The sequence below is a fragment of the Halomonas sp. Ps84H-12 genome (assembly GCF_024124725.1).
GTDB lineage: Bacteria > Pseudomonadota > Gammaproteobacteria > Pseudomonadales > Halomonadaceae > Vreelandella > Vreelandella aquamarina.
In genome coordinates this window covers 1-17,911 of sequence record NZ_JAMXSJ010000027.1, presented here as the reverse complement: position 1 = coordinate 17,911, position 17,911 = coordinate 1, and the positions used below count along the sequence as shown (strand labels likewise).

General features: G+C 53.5%; 21 protein-coding genes. 12 read left to right on the top strand and 9 right to left on the bottom strand.

The window, feature by feature from the left end:
* The first annotated feature begins 20 nt into the window (after positions 1 to 20).
* The gene (yidC, locus tag NH344_RS13260) at positions 21 to 1,703 is read left to right on the top strand and encodes a membrane protein insertase YidC (RefSeq protein WP_044628569.1); all 1,683 of its coding nucleotides are present in this window, start codon (positions 21 to 23) and stop codon (positions 1,701 to 1,703) included.
* A 121-nt stretch (positions 1,704 to 1,824) separates the two neighbouring features.
* Positions 1,825 to 3,195 (top strand): tRNA uridine-5-carboxymethylaminomethyl(34) synthesis GTPase MnmE, encoded by a 1,371-nt coding sequence (mnmE, locus tag NH344_RS13255; protein ID WP_044628570.1) that lies wholly within the window; start codon positions 1,825 to 1,827, stop codon positions 3,193 to 3,195.
* A 284-nt stretch (positions 3,196 to 3,479) separates the two neighbouring features.
* On the opposite strand, the gene NH344_RS13245 is transcribed toward mnmE, so the two are convergent.
* The 3 genes from NH344_RS13245 to NH344_RS13235 form a co-directional block, all read right to left on the bottom strand.
* Positions 3,480 to 4,037 carry a DUF927 domain-containing protein gene (locus NH344_RS13245; RefSeq protein WP_082051405.1) on the bottom strand — a complete coding sequence of 186 codons (558 nt, stop codon included), beginning with the start codon at positions 4,035 to 4,037 and terminating at the stop codon, positions 3,480 to 3,482.
* Positions 4,038 to 4,050: 13 nt separating this feature from the next.
* A complete protein-coding gene (locus NH344_RS13240) occupies positions 4,051 to 4,248 on the bottom strand; it encodes a helix-turn-helix domain-containing protein (RefSeq protein ID WP_082051406.1) in 198 nt (65 codons plus the stop codon).
* A 254-nt stretch (positions 4,249 to 4,502) separates the two neighbouring features.
* A complete protein-coding gene (locus tag NH344_RS13235) occupies positions 4,503 to 5,414 on the bottom strand; it encodes a LysR family transcriptional regulator (RefSeq protein ID WP_044628572.1) in 912 nt (303 codons plus the stop codon).
* A gap of 112 nt (positions 5,415 to 5,526) precedes the next feature.
* On the opposite strand from NH344_RS13235, the gene NH344_RS13230 reads away from it, so the two are divergent.
* The 6 genes from NH344_RS13230 to NH344_RS13205 all read left to right on the top strand — a co-directional run bounded on the left by NH344_RS13230 (position 5,527) and on the right by NH344_RS13205 (position 10,044).
* The gene (locus tag NH344_RS13230) at positions 5,527 to 6,354 is read left to right on the top strand and encodes a class III extradiol ring-cleavage dioxygenase (RefSeq protein ID WP_332102921.1); all 828 of its coding nucleotides are present in this window, start codon (positions 5,527 to 5,529) and stop codon (positions 6,352 to 6,354) included.
* A 45-nt stretch (positions 6,355 to 6,399) separates the two neighbouring features.
* Entirely contained in the window at positions 6,400 to 7,194 is a 795-nt protein-coding gene (locus tag NH344_RS13225) for an SDR family oxidoreductase (RefSeq protein WP_013786623.1), read from the top strand.
* A gap of 63 nt (positions 7,195 to 7,257) precedes the next feature.
* Positions 7,258 to 8,208, top strand: coding sequence for an aldo/keto reductase (locus tag NH344_RS13220; RefSeq protein WP_007105033.1), 951 nt, complete (start codon positions 7,258 to 7,260; stop codon positions 8,206 to 8,208).
* An 18-nt stretch (positions 8,209 to 8,226) separates the two neighbouring features.
* Positions 8,227 to 8,826, top strand: a complete 600-nt coding sequence (locus tag NH344_RS13215; RefSeq protein ID WP_013786621.1) for a cytochrome b/b6 domain-containing protein — start codon at positions 8,227 to 8,229, stop codon at positions 8,824 to 8,826.
* Between the two features lie 130 nt (positions 8,827 to 8,956).
* Complete coding sequence (locus NH344_RS13210; protein ID WP_253028002.1) at positions 8,957 to 9,577, top strand: hypothetical protein; 621 nt, start codon at positions 8,957 to 8,959, stop codon at positions 9,575 to 9,577.
* Positions 9,574 to 10,044, top strand: coding sequence for an FUSC family protein (locus tag NH344_RS13205; RefSeq protein ID WP_244154924.1), 471 nt, complete (start codon positions 9,574 to 9,576; stop codon positions 10,042 to 10,044). Before NH344_RS13210 ends, NH344_RS13205 begins: the two co-directional genes overlap by 4 nt.
* Positions 10,045 to 10,496: 452 nt before the next feature.
* Here the strand turns inward: NH344_RS13205 and NH344_RS13200 are convergent, their stop codons facing one another.
* The 6 genes from NH344_RS13200 to rdgB all read right to left on the bottom strand — a co-directional run bounded on the left by NH344_RS13200 (position 10,497) and on the right by rdgB (position 14,957).
* Positions 10,497 to 10,820 carry a HigA family addiction module antitoxin gene (locus NH344_RS13200; RefSeq protein ID WP_044628575.1) on the bottom strand — a complete coding sequence of 108 codons (324 nt, stop codon included), beginning with the start codon at positions 10,818 to 10,820 and terminating at the stop codon, positions 10,497 to 10,499.
* Between the two features lie 14 nt (positions 10,821 to 10,834).
* Complete coding sequence (locus NH344_RS13195; RefSeq protein ID WP_044628576.1) at positions 10,835 to 11,128, bottom strand: type II toxin-antitoxin system RelE/ParE family toxin; 294 nt, start codon at positions 11,126 to 11,128, stop codon at positions 10,835 to 10,837.
* A 377-nt stretch (positions 11,129 to 11,505) separates the two neighbouring features.
* Entirely contained in the window at positions 11,506 to 12,351 is an 846-nt protein-coding gene (rlmJ, locus tag NH344_RS13190) for a 23S rRNA (adenine(2030)-N(6))-methyltransferase RlmJ (protein ID WP_044628577.1), read from the bottom strand.
* Between the two features lie 85 nt (positions 12,352 to 12,436).
* On the bottom strand, positions 12,437 to 13,108 hold the full coding sequence (locus tag NH344_RS13185; RefSeq protein ID WP_044628578.1) for an OmpA family protein: 672 nt from the start codon (positions 13,106 to 13,108) through the stop codon (positions 12,437 to 12,439).
* A gap of 78 nt (positions 13,109 to 13,186) precedes the next feature.
* Positions 13,187 to 14,356 carry a radical SAM family heme chaperone HemW gene (hemW, locus tag NH344_RS13180; RefSeq protein ID WP_054641670.1) on the bottom strand — a complete coding sequence of 390 codons (1,170 nt, stop codon included), beginning with the start codon at positions 14,354 to 14,356 and terminating at the stop codon, positions 13,187 to 13,189.
* Positions 14,349 to 14,957, bottom strand: coding sequence for an RdgB/HAM1 family non-canonical purine NTP pyrophosphatase (gene rdgB / locus NH344_RS13175; protein ID WP_054641669.1), 609 nt, complete (start codon positions 14,955 to 14,957; stop codon positions 14,349 to 14,351). The genes hemW and rdgB overlap by 8 nt, the downstream gene beginning before the upstream one ends.
* Before the next feature lie 285 nt (positions 14,958 to 15,242).
* On the opposite strand from rdgB, the gene NH344_RS13170 reads away from it, so the two are divergent.
* Genes NH344_RS13170 through NH344_RS13155 form a run of 4 tightly spaced genes read left to right on the top strand, consistent with a single transcriptional unit; the run spans position 15,243 to position 17,767 of the window.
* Positions 15,243 to 15,938 (top strand): LuxR C-terminal-related transcriptional regulator, encoded by a 696-nt coding sequence (locus NH344_RS13170; protein ID WP_044628581.1) that lies wholly within the window; start codon positions 15,243 to 15,245, stop codon positions 15,936 to 15,938.
* Positions 15,939 to 15,958: 20 nt separating this feature from the next.
* A complete protein-coding gene (locus NH344_RS13165) occupies positions 15,959 to 16,471 on the top strand; it encodes a CsgE family curli-type amyloid fiber assembly protein (RefSeq protein WP_062361043.1) in 513 nt (170 codons plus the stop codon).
* Complete coding sequence (locus NH344_RS13160; RefSeq protein WP_044628583.1) at positions 16,471 to 16,881, top strand: curli assembly protein CsgF; 411 nt, start codon at positions 16,471 to 16,473, stop codon at positions 16,879 to 16,881. The genes NH344_RS13165 and NH344_RS13160 overlap by 1 nt, the downstream gene beginning before the upstream one ends.
* 55 nt (positions 16,882 to 16,936) lie before the next feature.
* On the top strand, positions 16,937 to 17,767 hold the full coding sequence (locus tag NH344_RS13155) for a CsgG/HfaB family protein (RefSeq protein WP_044628584.1): 831 nt from the start codon (positions 16,937 to 16,939) through the stop codon (positions 17,765 to 17,767).
* Positions 17,768 to 17,911 lie beyond the last annotated feature (144 nt).

The window sequence follows — 17,911 nt, the reverse complement described above, 5'->3', positions numbered from 1 at the left end:
ACCCATCGGGCAGAACCCTCATGGACGTAAAACGACTTTTATTACTGATTCCACTGGCCGTACTAGCCTACCTTCTGGTTATACAGTGGAATCAGGATTACGGGCAGACTACCTACGATTCGACGCCAGAGATCACCCAAAGCAGCAATGGGGCTCCTGCGAACGAAAGCGGTAGCGACGATCTCTCCGTCCCCAGTACTTCTGCGCCTAACAACGCTATTAGCGAAGGCGTTGGCGATGAGCAAAGCGACACCGCCAGCCGTGATTTCATTGCGGTCACCACGGATGTTCTAGACGTACGCATCGACCCCTTCGGTGGCGATATCGTCTACGCAGCCTTGCCGCAGCACAAACTAACGCTGGATTCCGACCGTAATTACGTGCTGTTGTCAGATAACGCCACGCGCAGCTATGTTGCTCGCTCCGGCCTTCAACTGGATGGTCAGGCAAGCCGCATTGCTTTTACTCCCGAGCGTAACGAGTACCGCTTGGGCGATGACGAAGAGCAGATCAGCGTCGATTTGACAGCTAACGTGAATGGTGTCGACGTCATCAAACGTCTGACATTCGAGCGCGGTAGCTATGCGGTCAATGTGAGTTACTACCTGGCCAACAATACCGAAGCACCGGTTTCCGCTCGATTCATTGGCCAGCTGGCTCGCGACAATAGCCCGGACCCGTCTAGCGGTGTGGCCATGGGGATGAACTCCTACCTGGGGGCCGCCTATTCCACGCCTGAAGCGCGCTACGAGAAGATCGATTTCGATACGATCCAAAAACGTAACTTCGAGAATCGCGAGGCCCAAGGCGGATGGATAGCGATCATCCAGCACTACTTTGTGTCCGCCTGGGCACCGCCTCAAAACCAGCAGAATCTCTACTACGTAACGACCGATTCTCGAGATCGTAACGTAGTGGCCTTCGCTGGCCCCACCAGCAGCGTGGCTCCCGAGGGTGAAGCCACGCTGAGCGCAACGCTTTACATGGGCCCGAAGGTGCAAGACTACCTCGAGCAAGTCGCACCGAACCTCAAGCTCACCGTGGATTACGGTTGGTTGTGGTTCATTGCCAACCCGCTGTTCTGGCTGCTGGATAAGATCCACGACATCGTGGGCAACTGGGGCTGGTCCATCGTACTACTCACCGTATTGGTGAAGTTGGTGCTGTTCCCGCTCTCTGCGAAGGCCTACAAGTCGATGGCGCGTATGCGCAAACTGGGCCCAGAGATGCAGCGTCTTAAAGAGATGTATGGCGATGACCGCCAGAAAATGTCTCAAGAGATGATGAAGTTCTACCAGAAAGAGAAGATCAATCCGCTGGGTGGCTGTTTGCCGATTCTGGTACAGATGCCGGTATTTATCGCCCTTTACTGGATGCTGCTGGAATCCGTTGAGCTGCGCCACGCGCCGTTCATATTCTGGATCCAGGATCTCTCGGTGAAAGACCCCTACTTCATCTTGCCGATTCTGATGGGTATCTCGATGTTTGTTCAGCAGATGCTGAACCCGACACCGCCAGACCCCATGCAGGCGAAGATCATGAAGATGCTGCCGATTATCTTCACCTTCTTCTTCCTGTGGTTCCCGGCAGGCTTGGTCATCTACTGGGTGGTCAACAACATCATCTCGGTGGCGCAGCAGTACTTCATTACGCGCAGCATCGAGAAGGATCCAAGCGTCGGCAAAGGGATGCGAACCAAGTAATCGCCCCCTCTGCTACTCCCAGACCCCCGCCTTTGCGGGGGTCTGGCGTTTTAGGGCGAAGGTGCTCATCATGAGCGCCATCGCGAAACACTCTCTCCCTCTTTCGTCTTTAGGAAGCGTCATGGCCGACCGACTCTATACCCAAGACACCATTACCGCCTTGGCAACCCCCCCTGGCCGTGGCGGCGTGGGCATCATTCGCGTGTCAGGCCCCGCCTGCCGCTCGATAGCCGCTGAGATACTGGGTGACTGCCCTGCTCCTCGTCACGCCCACTATGGCCCGTTTCATGGCGCTGAGGGCACTATTGACGAGGGCATCGCGCTGCTGTTCAACGGCCCTCACTCCTTCACCGGTGAAGACGTGCTGGAGCTGCAGGGCCACGGCGGCCCCATCATTATGGATATGCTGCTTGAGCGCTGCCTGCAGCTAGGCGCTCGCCTGGCACGGCCAGGGGAGTTCTCCGAACGGGCGTTTCTAAACGACAAGCTGGATTTAGCCCAAGCGGAAGCGATTGCCGACCTGATTGATGCTACCTCCCGCTCCGCCGCTGAAAACGCCGTGCGCTCGTTACAGGGCGAATTCTCTCAGCGCGTATCGGCTCTGGTCGAACGGCTGATCGAACTGCGCGTTTACGTGGAAGCCGCCATCGATTTCCCAGAGGAGGAGATCGACTTTCTCGCCGATGGCCATGTCGCCACGCACTTAGAGAGTGTTCAGCAGGCGCTGGTTGCTGTTCGTAAGGCCGCAGGGCAAGGCGCGCTGCTACGCGAGGGCATGAGCGTGGTGATTGCAGGACGCCCCAATGCAGGTAAATCGAGCCTACTGAACGCGCTGACCGAGCAGGATACGGCTATTGTGACGGACATCGCGGGCACCACTCGTGACGTACTCCGGGAGTACATTCACCTAGACGGCATGCCGCTGCATATTATTGATACCGCCGGGCTGCGTGATACGCCCGATGCAGTAGAGAAAATCGGTGTTGCCCGGGCATGGGAAGAGATCGAAAAGGCCGACCGCGTACTGCTTATGGTGGATGCTTCCACCACAGCGGCTACCGACCCAATGAGCATCTGGCCTGAGTTCGTGGAGCGCCTCCCCGATCAAAGGAGGCTTACCCTGGTGCGTAATAAAATCGATGCCAGTGCTGAAGCGCCGGGCATTGAATTATCCACAGCCACTCCGATTATTCGGCTATCTGCGAAAACCGGAGAGGGTGTGGATAGCTTGAAAACACATCTGAAAGAGGTGATGGGCTTCTCTGCAACCACCGAGGGCCGCTTCTCCGCCCGCCGCCGCCACCTGGATGCCCTTGACCGCGCCATGGCTGCACTCGATACCGGGCGAGCACAGCTAGATGGCTACGGTGCAGGTGAGCTGCTTGCCGAAGACCTAAGGGATGCGCAGCAGGCGCTGGGGGAGATCACCGGCGAATTTAGCGCCGATGATCTGCTCGGCGAAATTTTTGGCAGCTTCTGCATCGGGAAGTGAAACGGCCAAAAAGATCGAAAAGCATCCAACAAAATAAAAACAAGTAATTGTTTTATAAAGAATTTTATTCTATTTCTTTGCAGGAAATTTGATCCGTTTTGCCCCCTCTTGCTCCGTATGTGCTCCGAGTATAAGTTTTCGGAGCACTCGGAGCACAAAAGGAGCAAAACATGAAAATCACTATCCAGAAACGCGAACCAGACAAGAACGGCCACCGTTCCTTGCGACTGGTCTACTATCATGGTTCCAAGACGGGTCAGAACGGTTCTCGGGCGCAGAAGCGCTCATATGAGCCCCTGAACCTGTTCCTCTACGACAAACCCCGCCTTACAAAAAATGGCTAAGAGATTGCCTCGGCACAACTGACCAACATACGTTTGCCAGTCACTCAGGCTGCCGGACTCCTGCAACGTCGGAGAACCAGACAGTTGGCCTACAAAATGGTGTGGTTCGTCAGCGGCTCCAATCGTCCAGTTACTCGTAGCGAACACAGAGCCGTGCCAACCCGTGCGATTCACCACTGTCGCCGGTTCGGCCAGCGCCATCTGTTCCAACAGATAGTGTTGAAGCCGGTTCCAGCTTGCTCCACCTGGTGCTAATGGGTAGCCACTATCAACCAACATATCCCTGATTTGTCGGGAGTGTTCGCTGTTGAGGTCACGGGCATAAACAACTTCACGAATAATTTCACCGTCATAGTTTTTCCACTCCAAAAGAGCCCCGTGTCCGTGCCGTTTGTCTGGTAGGCGTGTTCGCGATAGCACTCGAATCCAGTCGCCAACACGTTGCCAGCGTTCAGAATGCAGATAAAACAAACCATTTTCGTTCAATTTATATTGCATTGCCTCACCCCACTCACAAATTGTCCAACCAGGTCTTTACATCCTGATAGCGAAAGCGCACCGCTCGACCCCGGGGGTTCGGTTTTACTGGTGCGGGAAATCTGCCCTGCTTTACGTATCGCCTCAAGGTTGCCTGCGACATTTTCAGAACCGTGCAAACCTCTTCATAAGTCAGCAGACACTCTGTGGTGGTGTTTGATTGTTTAGTCATAAATACTCCTGTTTGCTTTTGAATCGTCAGAGCAATGATCAGAAATATTCGTCTTGAGGGAGAACCGTAGAATTACCCTTAAATGGCACAAAGGCGAGGATGCTTAATAAGTTATTGATATTCAAAGAGTAAAAAACCGAAAAAACAGTAAAAATAACGTTTTCCGGGCGAATTAAGGCTTTTTTGCGAACTAAGTCTGACTGTTGGAACAGTGTACAGGTGTAGAGAGGGGCCTTGATTAGAAAGGATAAGATTTACGACGGCCCACATGGCGAATTCTCAAAAACCTCAACCAAATAGTCGATCATCGCTCTTACTTTGAGGGGTAACCGACGATCCGGCGCGAACAGCACATGCAGGCCGCCGAGATCCAGTGGAGGGTGATCCAATTCGAAAGCAACCAGAGCGCCACTGGCCAATGCCTCGGACACGATAAAGTTGGGCTGATATATGATCCCTTGGCCCTTAACGGCGGCAGCAAGAAGTGCGTCGCCATTGTTGGACATGAGGTTGCCTGTTACGGGCACCTGGATCTTACCATCTTGGCCGAATGCCCAGGTGCCGCCGCGTTGCGCTGAGGAAAGGCTGTAGCTCAGGCAATTGTGGTTTGAGAGCTCGGCAACACGGTTAGGGGTTCCATGTTTTTTCAGATACTCAGGCGAGGCACAAAGTCGCATCGGGCAATTGCCGAGACGGCGGGCCCTGAGGTCGCTGTCAGCGAGGTGTCCGATGCGGACAATCAGGTCCCAGCTCTCTTTCAGCAGATCCTGTTGAGTGTCGCTCAGGCCAAGATCCACCTCCACCAGTGGGTAACGATGGGTGAATTCCGGTATTAACGGTGCAATGAAGCGTGTGCCAAAGGATAGCGGTGCATTCAGACGTAATCGACCCATGGCCTGATGCTGCTGGGAAGATACTTCGGACTCCGCTTCTTCAAGATCCTGAAGAATGCGCTGACAGGCCTGCAGGTATTCCCGTCCGGCATCTGTCAGTGATAACTGTCGAGTGGTGCGATGAAGCAGTTTCGTGCCGAGCCTGGTTTCCAGTGAATCCACATGTTTTGTGGCCATTGCCGGCGACATGTTCAGCTCCCGGCCGGCGGCAGACAGACTACCTCTGGACGCTGCCTGAACGAATACCTGCATGCTTGTGTATCGGTCCAGCATTTTATTTCCTACCTTTAGTTAAAACAGTTCCTTTTTTAAGTCCGTTCTCCTTTCCTGAGTATCAGTATAACCTGTTCATTGTGATATCTGAACTATTCAAACCTATGGAGGTATGTCGATGTCCACGCAGCCAAGAGTGCCTACCAGACAACCGGTATTTTTTATTCCCCACGGCGCTGGCCCTTGTTTCTTTATGGACTGGAGTCCCCGCAATACGTGGGACGGTATGGCCGACTTTCTTCGAAGCGTCATCGGGCGTTTGCCAGAAAAGCCGACGGCCATCCTCCTGGTATCCGCCCACTGGCGCACTCAAGAGTTTAGTGTGACCGCCGGCAGCCAGCCCGATCTCATTTATGACTATTTCGGTTTTCCGGACCACACCTATAAATTGACTTATCCGGCTCCAGGAGCGCCGGCATTGGCGCATCGCGTGAGTCGTCTACTGGTTGGGGCACAACAGAACACCCTGGAGGATTCCGGGCGTGGGTTTGATCACGGTATGTTTATTCCGCTCAAGGTGATGTTCCCCGAGGCAGACATTCCTGTGGTTCAGCTGTCGTTACGGCAGGACCTGGACCCCGAAGCACACCTGCAGGCAGGCAGAGCTCTGGCGCCACTGCGTGACGAGGGTGTGTTGATTCTCGGCAGTGGCATGAGCTTCCACAACATGCGCGGCTACGGTGACAAGCGGTTTACGCCGCTTTCCGAGGCATTCGATGACTGGCTGACGGACGCGATCGAAGGTGACTCCGGAGTTCGTTATCAGCGCCTGAGGGAATGGTTTCAGGCACCGCATGCCCTCGATTGTCATCCGCATGGAGACGAGGAACACCTGATCCCATTGATGGTGGCAGCGGGGGCGGCGGACGCGGCGCCCGGTAAGAAGGTTTACTCAGAACGGGTGATGGAAACCCAGTTATCGGCGTTTCAATTTGGTTGAGTGGGTGACGTCCCCTCAAAAATCAATGGCAAGAGGAATTAAATGATGAAAATTGAACTCACGGGCAAACAGTCGTTGGTCACCGGCTCTACCGCGGGCATCGGTTTGGCCATTGCCCAGGGGCTGGCCGAGGCCGGTGCCTCGGTAACTATAGTGGGTCGTGACCAGGCCAAAGTGGATAAGGCGCTGGCCGAGATAGCCAATGCCAGCGGTCGGGACGATGCAAAAGGCATTATCGCGGACCCGGGTACCGCGGAAGGTTGCCGGACCATCATCGAACAGCTGCCCGAGGTGGATGTTCTGGTCAACAACCTGGGTATTTATGGCGGCGTTCCATTCTTCGATATCGACGATGCTGCCTGGGAAGAGATTTTCCAGGTCAACGTGATGAGCGGTGTTCGACTTGCCCGGCATTACGCAACTGGCATGAAGGCTCGGGGCTGGGGGCGTATCCAGTTCATCTCTAGTGAATCGGCGTTGAATATTCCATCGGAGATGGTGCACTACGGGGTGAGCAAGGCGGCGCTTCAAGGTGTATCCCGGGGTCTCGCCAAGGTTCTTGCCGGAACCGGTGTGACCGTGAACAGCATCCTTCCCGGTCCGACCCGTACTGAAGGAGCCAAAGCCATGATGGCTGACCTGGCGGCTGAGCGGGGAGTCTCCCCGGAAGCAATGGAAACCCTGTTCCTGGACGAAAACCGGCCTTCCACGCTGCTCCGACGTTTTGCCGAACCGGAAGAGGTCGCCAGCCTCTGTGTCTACGCTGCGTCTCCCCAGGCCAGTGCCACCACAGGCGCCGCCCTGCGTGTTGAAGGTGGCATTGTGGAAAGCATTGCCTGAAATCGCCGGCCGGGACCACCCGGCCGACTCACCCACTGACAGTTGTTTTTTGAGGGAGGCATCATGAGTCTTCAGAAGAAACCCCTTGGGAAGTCCGGTTTGGAGATAGCCCCACTGGTATTTGGCGGAAACGTGTTTGGCTGGACAGCCGATGATAACCGCTCTTTTCAGCTACTCGATCGGTTTGTGGAGCAGGGCTTCAGCGCCATTGACACGGCCGACGTATATTCTGCGTGGGCACCGGGCCTTGAAGGTGGCGAGTCGGAGGCAGTTATCGGACGATGGCTGAAAAAGCGGGGACGTCGTGATGACGTCATTCTCATGAGCAAAGTCGGTATGCTGGAGCGTCGTAAAGGGCTATCTGCAGCCAACATCGAAGCTGCAATTGAGGATTCCCTGTCACGTCTGGGCACCGATTACCTCGATGTATACTTCGCCCACATTGATGATCAGGAAGTCCCCTTGGAGGAAACATTGGGCGCGTTTGACCGGCTGATCAAGGCCGGTAAGGTGCGGGCCATCGGCGCCTCCAATTATTCGTCCGATCGATTGGAACAGGCGCTGGCCGTGTCTCGTGATCATGGGTTCGCGCGCTATGAGCTGATCCAGCCCCTCTACAACCTGCATGACCGGGCCGATTTCGAGTCGTCGCTGGCGAAAGTCGCCAGCGAGCACAATCTTGGCGTGGTGAGCTACTTTTCTCTGGCCAGTGGATTCCTGACTGGCAAATACGCTCAGCTTTCAGACCTGGAAGGCAACCCTCGGGCTGACTTTCTCAACGGTTATTTCAGCGATCGTGGTCAGCGCATTCTGGATACCCTGATGGCCGTTTCGCAGGAGGCTTCAGCAAAACCATCCCAAGTGGCACTGGCCTGGCTGCTCCACCAGCCAGAACTGACCGCACCGATTGTCAGTGCAACATCGCTGTCTCAACTGGATGAGATATTGGCTTCGGTGAAATTGTCACTACCGGAAGAGATGCTTTCCAGGCTGGACGCCGCCAGTAGGCAGTGATATGAAGATGAGGCTGGAATGAGTGTGCATTCTGGCTTCATCCTCTTTGGTAACACCTTCAATGGTAATGAAACCCGCAATACGGAGAACCCAATCATGATCCACGATTCTCGTGAGCGGTATGGCGCTCTCACCAAACTGCTGCACTGGTCGATGGCCCTACTGGTGTTCTGGCAACTGCTCAAGTTTGGTGATCGAATCTTCGACGGAGAACACTGGGTCGGACAAACGCTGGTGCCCTGGCATGTCTCTATAGGTTCGCTGATGTTGCTGCTGATTCTGGTACGCTTGGCCTGGGCCGCTGGCCAGCGTCATCAGCGCCCGCAGCAAGATCCGGCGCAGGCTCTGCTGGTCAAGGCCGGTCATGGGGCGTTGTATCTTGGCCTGTTGCTGATGCCGATAACCGGGGTAATGGTCATGCTGGGTGGTGGCCACGGGATTACGGCTTTCGGTATCGAGCTTTTTGCTGAAGGCGAGGAAATTGCCTGGGCCCAAGCCCTGGGACAGCTCCATTCGCCAATCGCATGGATTTTGACCGTTTTGATTGTTGGTCATATTGGTATGGCACTGATTCATCACTTCGTGAAAAGAGACGATACGCTTAAACGTATGGTGTGATGAGGCAATCTCCAAAACCAAAAATTCTCGTTATTTCGCGACTTGATTGCGGAAACTCCGAATAGATCAATGAGGCAAACGGTTATTAGGCTAACTATATCTTAAGCTATCCAATTTTGTCGGAGGTCAAGTGCATCAGCGCTTATCCAGAGTAAAAAGTCGATCAGCTGCAATCCGGTTTCTGCTATCGCGGGCACAGTTCAAAGAGTGCTTTGCCGTAGTTAATCAGCCTGGCTTCAGGAACTCGGCACTGGCCGGACTACAGGTGGCTATCGCGGCGCTGGTTGTGCTTCCGCTGATCGAGCTATCCGACTTTTCGCACCTGATTGGATTTGCTTCGCTGGGTACATTGGTGGCTTTGTTTGGCCGTTTTGCGGCCCCGGAACGCCGGGGCTTTACGGTTTTCCTTTGTTTGCTCTGCCAAACCGCAACCGTTTTTGTGATGTCCCTGGTGGCCTGGCTGGAGTTGCCCATGGTTGGTCAGCTGGCCATTCTGGCGCTGTTGTGCGGTACGCTGTTTTACATCGTCAACGTTGCCAATTTCGGCCCGCCAGGTGCGTTGATCTTCATATTCGCCGCCAGCGTCTCAATGGGGCAGGTTGATGACTTTTCCTCTGTCATCGAACGCTCGGCTGCCACTGCATTGGCGGCAGGCCTTGCATGGCTGGTGGTGATGACCACCGAGGTGTTCCGCCACGATACACCGGTGGCACAGGATTGGTTCAAAGGCCGGCCCGCCAGGCCCGCATGACGTTGGGCTCCGCCGTGGCAGCTTATGTTGCTTATGGGTTTGGTGGGCAGCATGCTGGTTGGGCTGCCATGGGCGCTGTCGCCGTGTTACAGGGTAGCCATTTGCATATCAGCATGAGTCGAGCCCTACAGCGCACCGTAGGCAACGTATTTGGCGCTCTTCTTGTAGCTTTGGTGCTGCTAAGCCAGCCCTCTGTTTGGACCATTATTGTTCTGGTGGTGATACTGTCGTTCGCCACCGAGATCATCATCGGATCGAATTACGGGCTGGGCCAGATTCTGGTTACACCCATGGCGCTGCTGATGAGTTATCTGGCGGCGCCTGACCTTGCCGGCATGGCCATGGTGCAAGAGCGGGTAGTGGATACCCTCATAGGAACTACTGTCGGGATCTGTTTTGCAATCCTGTTTTCGACCCTGGACGACCGTGCTCATTTGCTCACTCATCACATAAATCGCAGAAGGTAAGTTGCAGCTATTTGGACAACTGGGTTGAAAATTACCGGAAAGCAGCGCCCGCAACCGGGAGATAATTCGGGATGTCGTACATAGTGTGAAAAATCATGCAAACTGCCTTTTGCTCACAGAGCGACGCGATCATGCTGAGACGTTGGCCAGGCTGTTGGAAGCTGAATCCATATCGTCGGTAGTATTGCGCGGAGGGATGCGCGTCAGAGAGCGTCAAACGGCGGAATCGCAGTTATATAAAGCTCAAGTTATTGTTGCAACCGGGAAGTACATAGGAGAAGGCTTTGACTTGCATCGACTGTACGTCAGTCTGCCAATGCTTGAACGCATGTTCCGAAAGCGCGAGAAAGGCTACAAGGCAATGGGGTATCAGTTTGCTCACTCCTGGCCGAAAACCCGACTGCTCTAGAGGTTGAGGGACACAGTGAACAGATGGAAACCCGATATGTTCTTCAGGCCTGCTTTAGTGGCAGTACTTGCGGCTTTACCCGTTTCACATTTTTCGCTTCCTGCTCATAGGCACGATGACGAACATCCCATAACTCAACTGCGTGCTGAACATTCAGCCAGAACTCTGGCGTATTCCCCAAAGCCGCTGCGAGTTTGATGGCCATGGGTGCTGTCAGCGTGCCTTTGTCATGCGCAATCCGGCTGAGTGTATTTCTGTGCACACCCATTGCTTCGGCAAGTTCACTGATTTCGATGTTCATCGGCTCCAGAAACTCGCTGACCAGCATTTCGCCAACTGTCACTGGACGACGTTTTGTATTCCTCATTACCATAACCTCCTCTAGCCCTTGTAAACATGCGGGTCTAGATATGTATCTTGGGCGGTGCCATCTTCCCAGCGAAAAATCAGGCGATACTGTTTGTTAACCCGAATGGAACACCATCCAGAAAGGTTTCCCTGCAAATGTTCAAAACGGTTACCCGGCGGAATCCTCAAGTCTGACTCCTGCGTCGCGGCATCCAGAATCTGAATCTTTCTGAACAGAGCGCCTTCAATAGTGCTGGGTATTTTCTTGTGGCTTTGGTCTTCGTCGTAGAAAGCCTCCAGCCATATATCCCTGAATTCAACCGCCATAGTTACCTGATCGCTTTTTAGTCATTTTATGCACAACAACGTTGTGCGTCAAGTCCGTTCAAAATGAGAACGGATCCGTTTAGAAAACGATGTTACTATAATTTTGTTTGGCAGAAGGGGCTGAAATAGCGATCTCAAGGCACTGATTTCATAGAGATAAAAGCGTATACAAGGCTCCTAGTTTCCCACTTATCCCAGTTTAAAATGGGTCGTCAGGGGCCGACGCCGAGGAAATTTGCCAATATTTACACTTTTTTTCGCAAATTTCAGCACTCCAATAGTGCTCCACGATCCTCATAAACCTATGTTTTTAAAGTGTTTTATACATTCTGCATCGGTAAATAGTCCCCACCACTCGCCGCCGCCACTCGCCGCCACTACTCACCTACAAGCCATTTAGCGCGGTAGTGGCTGTCGCTCCCCAGCAGTGGTGTCACCTGCGACATCGCTGCAGCAAGCTGCTCATCCAGCCCCCAGGGCGGATTGATGACCACCATGCCGCTACCGTACATCCCGTGCGCACTCTCCCCCGCGGCCCGTAGCAGCAGCTCGCTGTGCCAAATTTTACGAATACCGCTCGCTTCAAGCCCGCTGAGCAACGTTTCGTGATGCCCAGCAGGCAGCAGCGGGTACCAAATCATCAACACGGCGTGGCGCACTTTTTCCAGGGTATAAGCAACCGCGTCGACAACCTCTTGATACTCCGCTTTGCGCTCGTAGCTAGGGTCTACTAACACGCACATTCGTGGCGTCGCCACCGGCACCAACTGTTTCAGCCCCTGCAACCCATCGCCGTATACGCGACGTGCCTGCTTTGGCAGCGTCTGGCCACTCAAATGTTCATGCTCACCCGGGTGTAGTTCAAATAGACGCAGTTGGTCATGGTCACGTAGCGCCTTAGCAAGCCACCAGGGTGACCCCGGGTAGTGAGATAGCACATCAGCGTTGGGTTGTGCTGAATTCAAAGCGGTAAGCCAACGGCTAAGCAACGGGTCGCTCAGCTGCTGTTGGGCCTGCCAGAGCGGAGCGATGCCTTCCCGATACTCTTGAAGCCGCTGGGTCTCTTTGGTGGCTAGCGGATAGAGGCCTCTCCCCGCATGACTATCAACATATGTAATTGCTGATTTTTTACGTAATAAATAATCAGCCACCGCAAAAAGCGTTAAATGCTTCTGGACATCGGCAAAGTTTCCGGCGTGGTAGGCGTGTTGATACGACAGCATGGCAGCTCGCTAGCAATTGAACAAAAAAAAAGCCCGCTATGTGAGCATAGCGGGCGTTGGACGGCAATGCCGAGATTAACGCATATTACTGGCCGCTGCCGGTAGGCGTCAGGGTGATTTCTACACGACGGTTCTGCGCGCGGCCCTGCTCGGTAGCATTGCTAGCCACCGGCTGATTAGCACCGTAGCCCATAGTGTTTAAGCGCATAGAGGAAACACCGTTCTGGCTCAGGTAGTTACCGACCGACTGAGCACGACGCTCAGAGAGACGCTGGTTGTAGCTGGCATCCCCGGTGCTATCCGTGTGGCCTGCAATGTTCACACGAGTATCGGTGTACTGAGTGAGGACATTCGCCACTTCGTTCAGGGCGCTGCGCGCATCAGCTGTGAGTTCAGCGGAATCAAACCCGAACGTGACGCTGCTAGGCATGTTAAGCACAATATCATCGCCACGGCGGTCAATTTCAATACGCGAGCCTTGCAGATTGTCACGCAACTGCTGCTCTTGACGGTCCATATAAGCACCCATACCCGCGCCGGCAGCCGCGCCTACTGCGGCGCCAATTAGCGCACGGTCACGACGGCTCGTACTGCCATCACCGGATAAAGCGCCCGCCGCTGCACCAATCGCTGCACCAATGCCGGTGCCCATGGCGGTGCTCGAGCGCTGCGTTTGACCGCCGTAAGGATCGGACGTCGCGCAGCCAGCCAGTAATATCGCCGCTGCCAGTGGGGTCAGTAGTCGAGAAATACGCATCACTCACTCCTTGCTTATGATTGGGTTATTGCCTTATTGATCGCTGGTCACTTGTACTGATCACTTCACTTGTACTGATCACTCTTCGCTGATTAAGGCCAGCAACTCATTTAAGAATAATAGACCTTGAGGCGATGCACGCAGCTTTTCAGGCATTTCCATTAAAAGTCCTTTTTCTTGAGCACTGTGTAAACGCGCAAGTAACAGTGCCTCTGGTTGGCCAGTGTGAGCCGCCCAATCCGCCAATGGTACCCCTTCGGTTAAACGCAGCGCGTTCATGGCAAACTCCAGCGGTAACTCGTTTGGCTCAATGAGCTGCTGGCCTGCTACGAAGCCACGCGGATCATTGGCACGGCGCAAGTACGCATCGGGCTGACGCGTTTTCCAACGCCGTTCGATCTGCCATTTCCCTTGGAAGTCTATGTAGGAGAGCTTTCCATGAGCACCTGCACCGATTCCCAGGTAGTCGCCAAATCGCCAGTAGTTCAGGTTATGGTGGCTCTGTAGCCCCGGGCGGGCATAAGCGGAAATTTCGTAGCGCTTTAAGCCAGCCTGTTCAAGACGCTGGTGACCTGCTTCCTGAATGTCCCACAACGCCTCCTCCTCCGGCAAAGGAGGAGGGTGAGAAAAAAACGCCGTATTGGGCTCCAGGGTGAGTTGGTACCACGAAAGATGCTCAGGATCGAGGGCAAGCGCCTGATCAATATCTTCCATGGCTTGCTCAGGTGTTTGTTGGGGCAAGCCGTGCATGAGATCGATATTGAGGTTATCGAATCCCGCCGCTCTGGCTTCACCGATGGCAGTCACCGCTTCGTTGCCGGTATGAATTCGCCCCAACGCACTCAGTTGAGTGGGGCGGAAACTCTGCACCCCCAAAGACAATCGATTGATACCGGCTTCCCGATAACCAATGAACCGCTGCTGCTCGGTCGTGCCTGGATTGGCTTCCAGGGTGATTTCAATGCTAGGCGAAAAGGCGAGCCGCTCACGAATGCCATCGAATAACAGTCGATAAAACGTCGGCGATAGCAAGCTAGGCGTGCCGCCACCAATAAAAATGGTTTGAAGAGTACGGCCAGACGCCAGCGCCAAATCGCCGTCCAAATCACTCAGCAAGGCGGCCAAATAGGCCGCTTCGGGAAGTTCGCGGTTGTCGGGCTCATGGGAGTTGAAATCGCAGTAAGGACATTTGCGAACACACCACGGCGTATGAATATAAAGCGAGAGCGGCGGCAATCGATTAGCCATGCGCCACCTTCAGAATGTCCACCAACGTGTGTAACGCACGGCCTCGATGGCTCAAGCGGTTCTTCGTTTCACTGGGCAATTCTGCCACGCTCATCCCCTGATCGGGTAGCCAGAACAGCGGATCGTAGCCAAAACCGCCCTCGCCACGCGGATGAGCCAATACTTCTCCTTCCCAACTTCGTTGAACGATCACCGGTACTGGGTCTTCTGCATGGCGTAAATAGACCAACACACACCAGTAACGCGCCGTGCGCTGGCCTTCCGCGCACTCACTCAGCGCTGCCAGCAGTTTCTCGTTGTTACGCTCGTCACTTTTCGGCTCACCGGCATAGCGAGCAGAGTAAATGCCAGGCGCTCCATGCAACGCATCGACCTCCAGACCTGAGTCGTCGGCGAGCGCCGGTAACCCGCTTACGCGACTCGCTTCACGCGCCTTTAACAGCGCATTTTCAACGAACGTTAGTCCTGTCTCTTCGACATCGTGCACATCAAACTCCGCCTGGGGGCGAACATCCAGCCCAAGGGGTGATAGCAACTGATTGAATTCTTTTAATTTTCCAGAATTTCCACTGGCTAAAACGAGCGTATTGGCTGCATTCATAGGGGTGACTCCTTCACATGATGGGGTCAGTTTACGCCTATAGAGAACACAGCTAAAGGCGACTCAATGTTACTCAGTGTATCTTTTCGCTCAGCGCAGTCATGACCACTATCCACTGTTAAATGCATCTAAAAACAATATCTTGAACTATATATTCCAAAAAAGTAATAACAAAGCGCAAATTACTTTTATGATTATTTTGATAACAAATCTTTACGAAATGCATCTTATAGGCAACACTCATTTGGTCACCTACTCACGCTTTACGCTCATGAGGCCTCCCCAATGTCCCAAGAAAAAACGCACGGCTTGGTGTACATCGTCACCGAAAAAAGCCCCCAGTCGCAGCTTTTTGCCGACTATTTACACGAACACACGGGCTGTACGGTCAGCATTCATTCACCGCGCAGGCCGCTGCCTGCCACCCTTCCCAACAAACTGCTGATCCTTATCGATAGCGATCACATCGGCGTAGAGGAGCTACCCGAGTGGCAGGAAAACCTTCCCGATAGCCTGGCCAAAACCTCACTGGCCGCTTTCAACATCCGCGATATGGACCACGCGCTGGAGGCTTTGTCCTGTGCCCAACTCAAGGGGGTCTTTTATCGTAACGAAAGCCTGGAAGTGATTTGTAAAGGTATCCACGCGCTGTTGGAGGGGGAGCTGTGGATGTCGCGGGATTTGATGGCCCGTTTGATTCTTTTTTACCGAAAGTACCAAAGCAACGCGTTTCGCCCTGCCTGCGGCTTGACCAACCGAGAAATGGAGATCATTTCGTTACTCAGTGCAGGCTCTTCCAATCAACAAATTGCCGACAAACTCTTTGTGAGTGAGCACACGGTTAAATCACATCTTTACAACATCTTTAGAAAAATCAACGTGCACAATCGAATTCAAGCGCTCAATTGGATCCATCAAAACCTGGGACCCATTTTGCCTAATATCGAAACGGCGCGCAGCCTGCAGCGGCATCCGCAATGACTCAATGAGAGATAAGCATCATGGCTGCTAAGCATAAAATTTCTATTGCTCTCTTATGGTGTTTAACAAGCATTGCTAACGCTCAATCAAATGAGCCCGTCGATACATCGTCACTTGCTAGAAATGAGCAGGCCGAGGTAGATGCGATTAACCAATTATCGAGCCCGGACGGACCAGAGATACAAGGCCGGTCAACTGGCAGTAGTGAACTGACCGGAATCATGGTGGACCGTACCATCACTATGGCAGGAAAAACGTTCTACCGAGCATTTAGCCAGCGAGCAATGGATAACGTCATCATCGGCAATGCCACTATCACCATTCAAGAGCGCCCTGATGCTCGATGGGGCAGTCAGGTATGGGTCATGGAAGGCAACCGGATGTACTTTAGAACGCAGCTTTCTCCAAGAATCAGCGAGGCTGATCGCGTAGCGGGAGACGCTGTAAAAATCGTCGAAGACGCACTACTCCAACAACAGCTCTCAGCCGCTTTGACCTCGGACAGAGACTTGGGGAAAGAGGAGATATTTTGATGAAAACGTTAAAGAAAGTCGCCAGCATAGGGCTAATGACGATAGCGGTAACGCAAGCACAGGCAGGCAACTTGATCTATCAGCCCATCAACCCTTCGTTTGGTGGTGACCCTTTTGTGGGTAGCTACTTATTAGGTAAAGCACAGGCACAGGACACGACGACGGACCCGAACACACGCAGTGTACAGTCTCTATCATCAACGGAACGTCTACTACAAAACTTGGAGAGCCGGTTGATCTCCCAATTGATTTCTGATGTCAGTCGTGGAGAAGTCGACGAAGGTAGTTTCGATAGCGACGAGTTTGGCGTTGTCGTCAGTGATAGTAGCGGACAGTTAGTGGTTCGTGTCGTCGATAAAATAACCGGCGACGTGACTGAAATTAGCGTAGGCGGTTTATTCAACCCTTAATGATCAAAAGTACGAGTAACAAAAAAGTACGGCTTAAGTTATTCAGGGGAACAACATGAAAATAATTGCCTCGATCGTCATTGCTGGGTTACTCAGCGGATGCGCTGGGATGGTAGCCACGTCGGAAAATTTAGAGGGGGCACAAGCAACGCTGACACCAAGAGGTGCTACCTATCAAGACCTGGTGTCGTTACCACCTCCCGCCGGAAAAATCTTTGTCTCTGTGTATGATTTTCGAGACCAAACCGGACAATATCGACCCGCCCCGGCTAGCACCTTTTCAACGGCCGTCACCCAAGGGGCCGCTGCTATGCTCACCGGCGCGCTCGCTGATTCAGGCTGGTTCATACCACTGGAACGGGTAGGCTTACAGAACCTATTAACCGAGCGACGCATCATTCGCGCTGAGTTCGAGCGTTTTGGCCAGCCCGATACCTTGCCGTCACTACGCGCGGCTTCCGTCATGCTCGAAGGAGGAATCATCGCTTATGAATCCAATATTCGAACAGGAGGAGCGGGAGCGGAGTACTTCGGTATCGGTGCATCAGGTCAATATCAAGTAGACCAAGTAACCGTCAATTTGCGTGCGGTAGAAATATCCACCGGTGAAATACTTGCCAACGTCACCACCACCAAAACTATCTACTCCAAAGAACTCCGAGCCGGCGTGTACCGGTTTATCGACTTTAGGCGTTTGCTAGAGGCAGAGGCAGGTATCACCACGAACGAACCTGTACAGTTAGCGGTGATGTCCGCTATCGAGTCTGCGGTGATTCACTTGATTGCACGTGGGGTGGAAAACCGTCTTTGGAACTTATCACCAGGAACCAATCTACAGGATACGGTTCTAGGTGACTACCTCAACGAACCTATACCTATGCTTTAAGTAGCTATTCTATCTATTACCTGAATCCGTGAAGCCGGCGCCGACACTTTCCCTATCACCGCCAGCGAGCACTTTTTGATCATTCGCCCCGTGCAAGTTGGCTTTCGCAAGCCCGTTATTGCCAAAACCCACCGTGCTGATCGG

Excerpts from the sequence above, each read along its gene's own strand:
- yidC (WP_044628569.1), top strand. The coding sequence starts at position 21 with ATGGACGTAAAACGACTTTTATTACTGATTCCACTGGCCGTACTAGCC.
- mnmE (WP_044628570.1), top strand. The coding sequence starts at position 1,825 with ATGGCCGACCGACTCTATACCCAAGACACCATTACCGCCTTGGCAACC.
- NH344_RS13245 (WP_082051405.1), bottom strand. The coding sequence starts at position 4,037 with ATGCAATATAAATTGAACGAAAATGGTTTGTTTTATCTGCATTCTGAA.
- NH344_RS13240 (WP_082051406.1), bottom strand. The coding sequence starts at position 4,248 with ATGACTAAACAATCAAACACCACCACAGAGTGTCTGCTGACTTATGAA.
- NH344_RS13235 (WP_044628572.1), bottom strand. The coding sequence starts at position 5,414 with ATGCTGGACCGATACACAAGCATGCAGGTATTCGTTCAGGCAGCGTCC.
- NH344_RS13230 (WP_332102921.1), top strand. The coding sequence starts at position 5,527 with ATGTCGATGTCCACGCAGCCAAGAGTGCCTACCAGACAACCGGTATTT.
- NH344_RS13225 (WP_013786623.1), top strand. The coding sequence starts at position 6,400 with ATGAAAATTGAACTCACGGGCAAACAGTCGTTGGTCACCGGCTCTACC.
- NH344_RS13220 (WP_007105033.1), top strand. The coding sequence starts at position 7,258 with ATGAGTCTTCAGAAGAAACCCCTTGGGAAGTCCGGTTTGGAGATAGCC.
- NH344_RS13215 (WP_013786621.1), top strand. The coding sequence starts at position 8,227 with ATGAGTGTGCATTCTGGCTTCATCCTCTTTGGTAACACCTTCAATGGT.
- NH344_RS13205 (WP_244154924.1), top strand. The coding sequence starts at position 9,574 with ATGACGTTGGGCTCCGCCGTGGCAGCTTATGTTGCTTATGGGTTTGGT.
- NH344_RS13200 (WP_044628575.1), bottom strand. The coding sequence starts at position 10,820 with ATGAGGAATACAAAACGTCGTCCAGTGACAGTTGGCGAAATGCTGGTC.
- NH344_RS13195 (WP_044628576.1), bottom strand. The coding sequence starts at position 11,128 with ATGGCGGTTGAATTCAGGGATATATGGCTGGAGGCTTTCTACGACGAA.
- rlmJ (WP_044628577.1), bottom strand. The coding sequence starts at position 12,351 with ATGCTGTCGTATCAACACGCCTACCACGCCGGAAACTTTGCCGATGTC.
- NH344_RS13185 (WP_044628578.1), bottom strand. The coding sequence starts at position 13,108 with ATGCGTATTTCTCGACTACTGACCCCACTGGCAGCGGCGATATTACTG.
- hemW (WP_054641670.1), bottom strand. The coding sequence starts at position 14,356 with ATGGCTAATCGATTGCCGCCGCTCTCGCTTTATATTCATACGCCGTGG.
- rdgB (WP_054641669.1), bottom strand. The coding sequence starts at position 14,957 with ATGAATGCAGCCAATACGCTCGTTTTAGCCAGTGGAAATTCTGGAAAA.
- NH344_RS13170 (WP_044628581.1), top strand. The coding sequence starts at position 15,243 with ATGTCCCAAGAAAAAACGCACGGCTTGGTGTACATCGTCACCGAAAAA.
- NH344_RS13165 (WP_062361043.1), top strand. The coding sequence starts at position 15,959 with ATGGCTGCTAAGCATAAAATTTCTATTGCTCTCTTATGGTGTTTAACA.
- NH344_RS13160 (WP_044628583.1), top strand. The coding sequence starts at position 16,471 with ATGAAAACGTTAAAGAAAGTCGCCAGCATAGGGCTAATGACGATAGCG.
- NH344_RS13155 (WP_044628584.1), top strand. The coding sequence starts at position 16,937 with ATGAAAATAATTGCCTCGATCGTCATTGCTGGGTTACTCAGCGGATGC.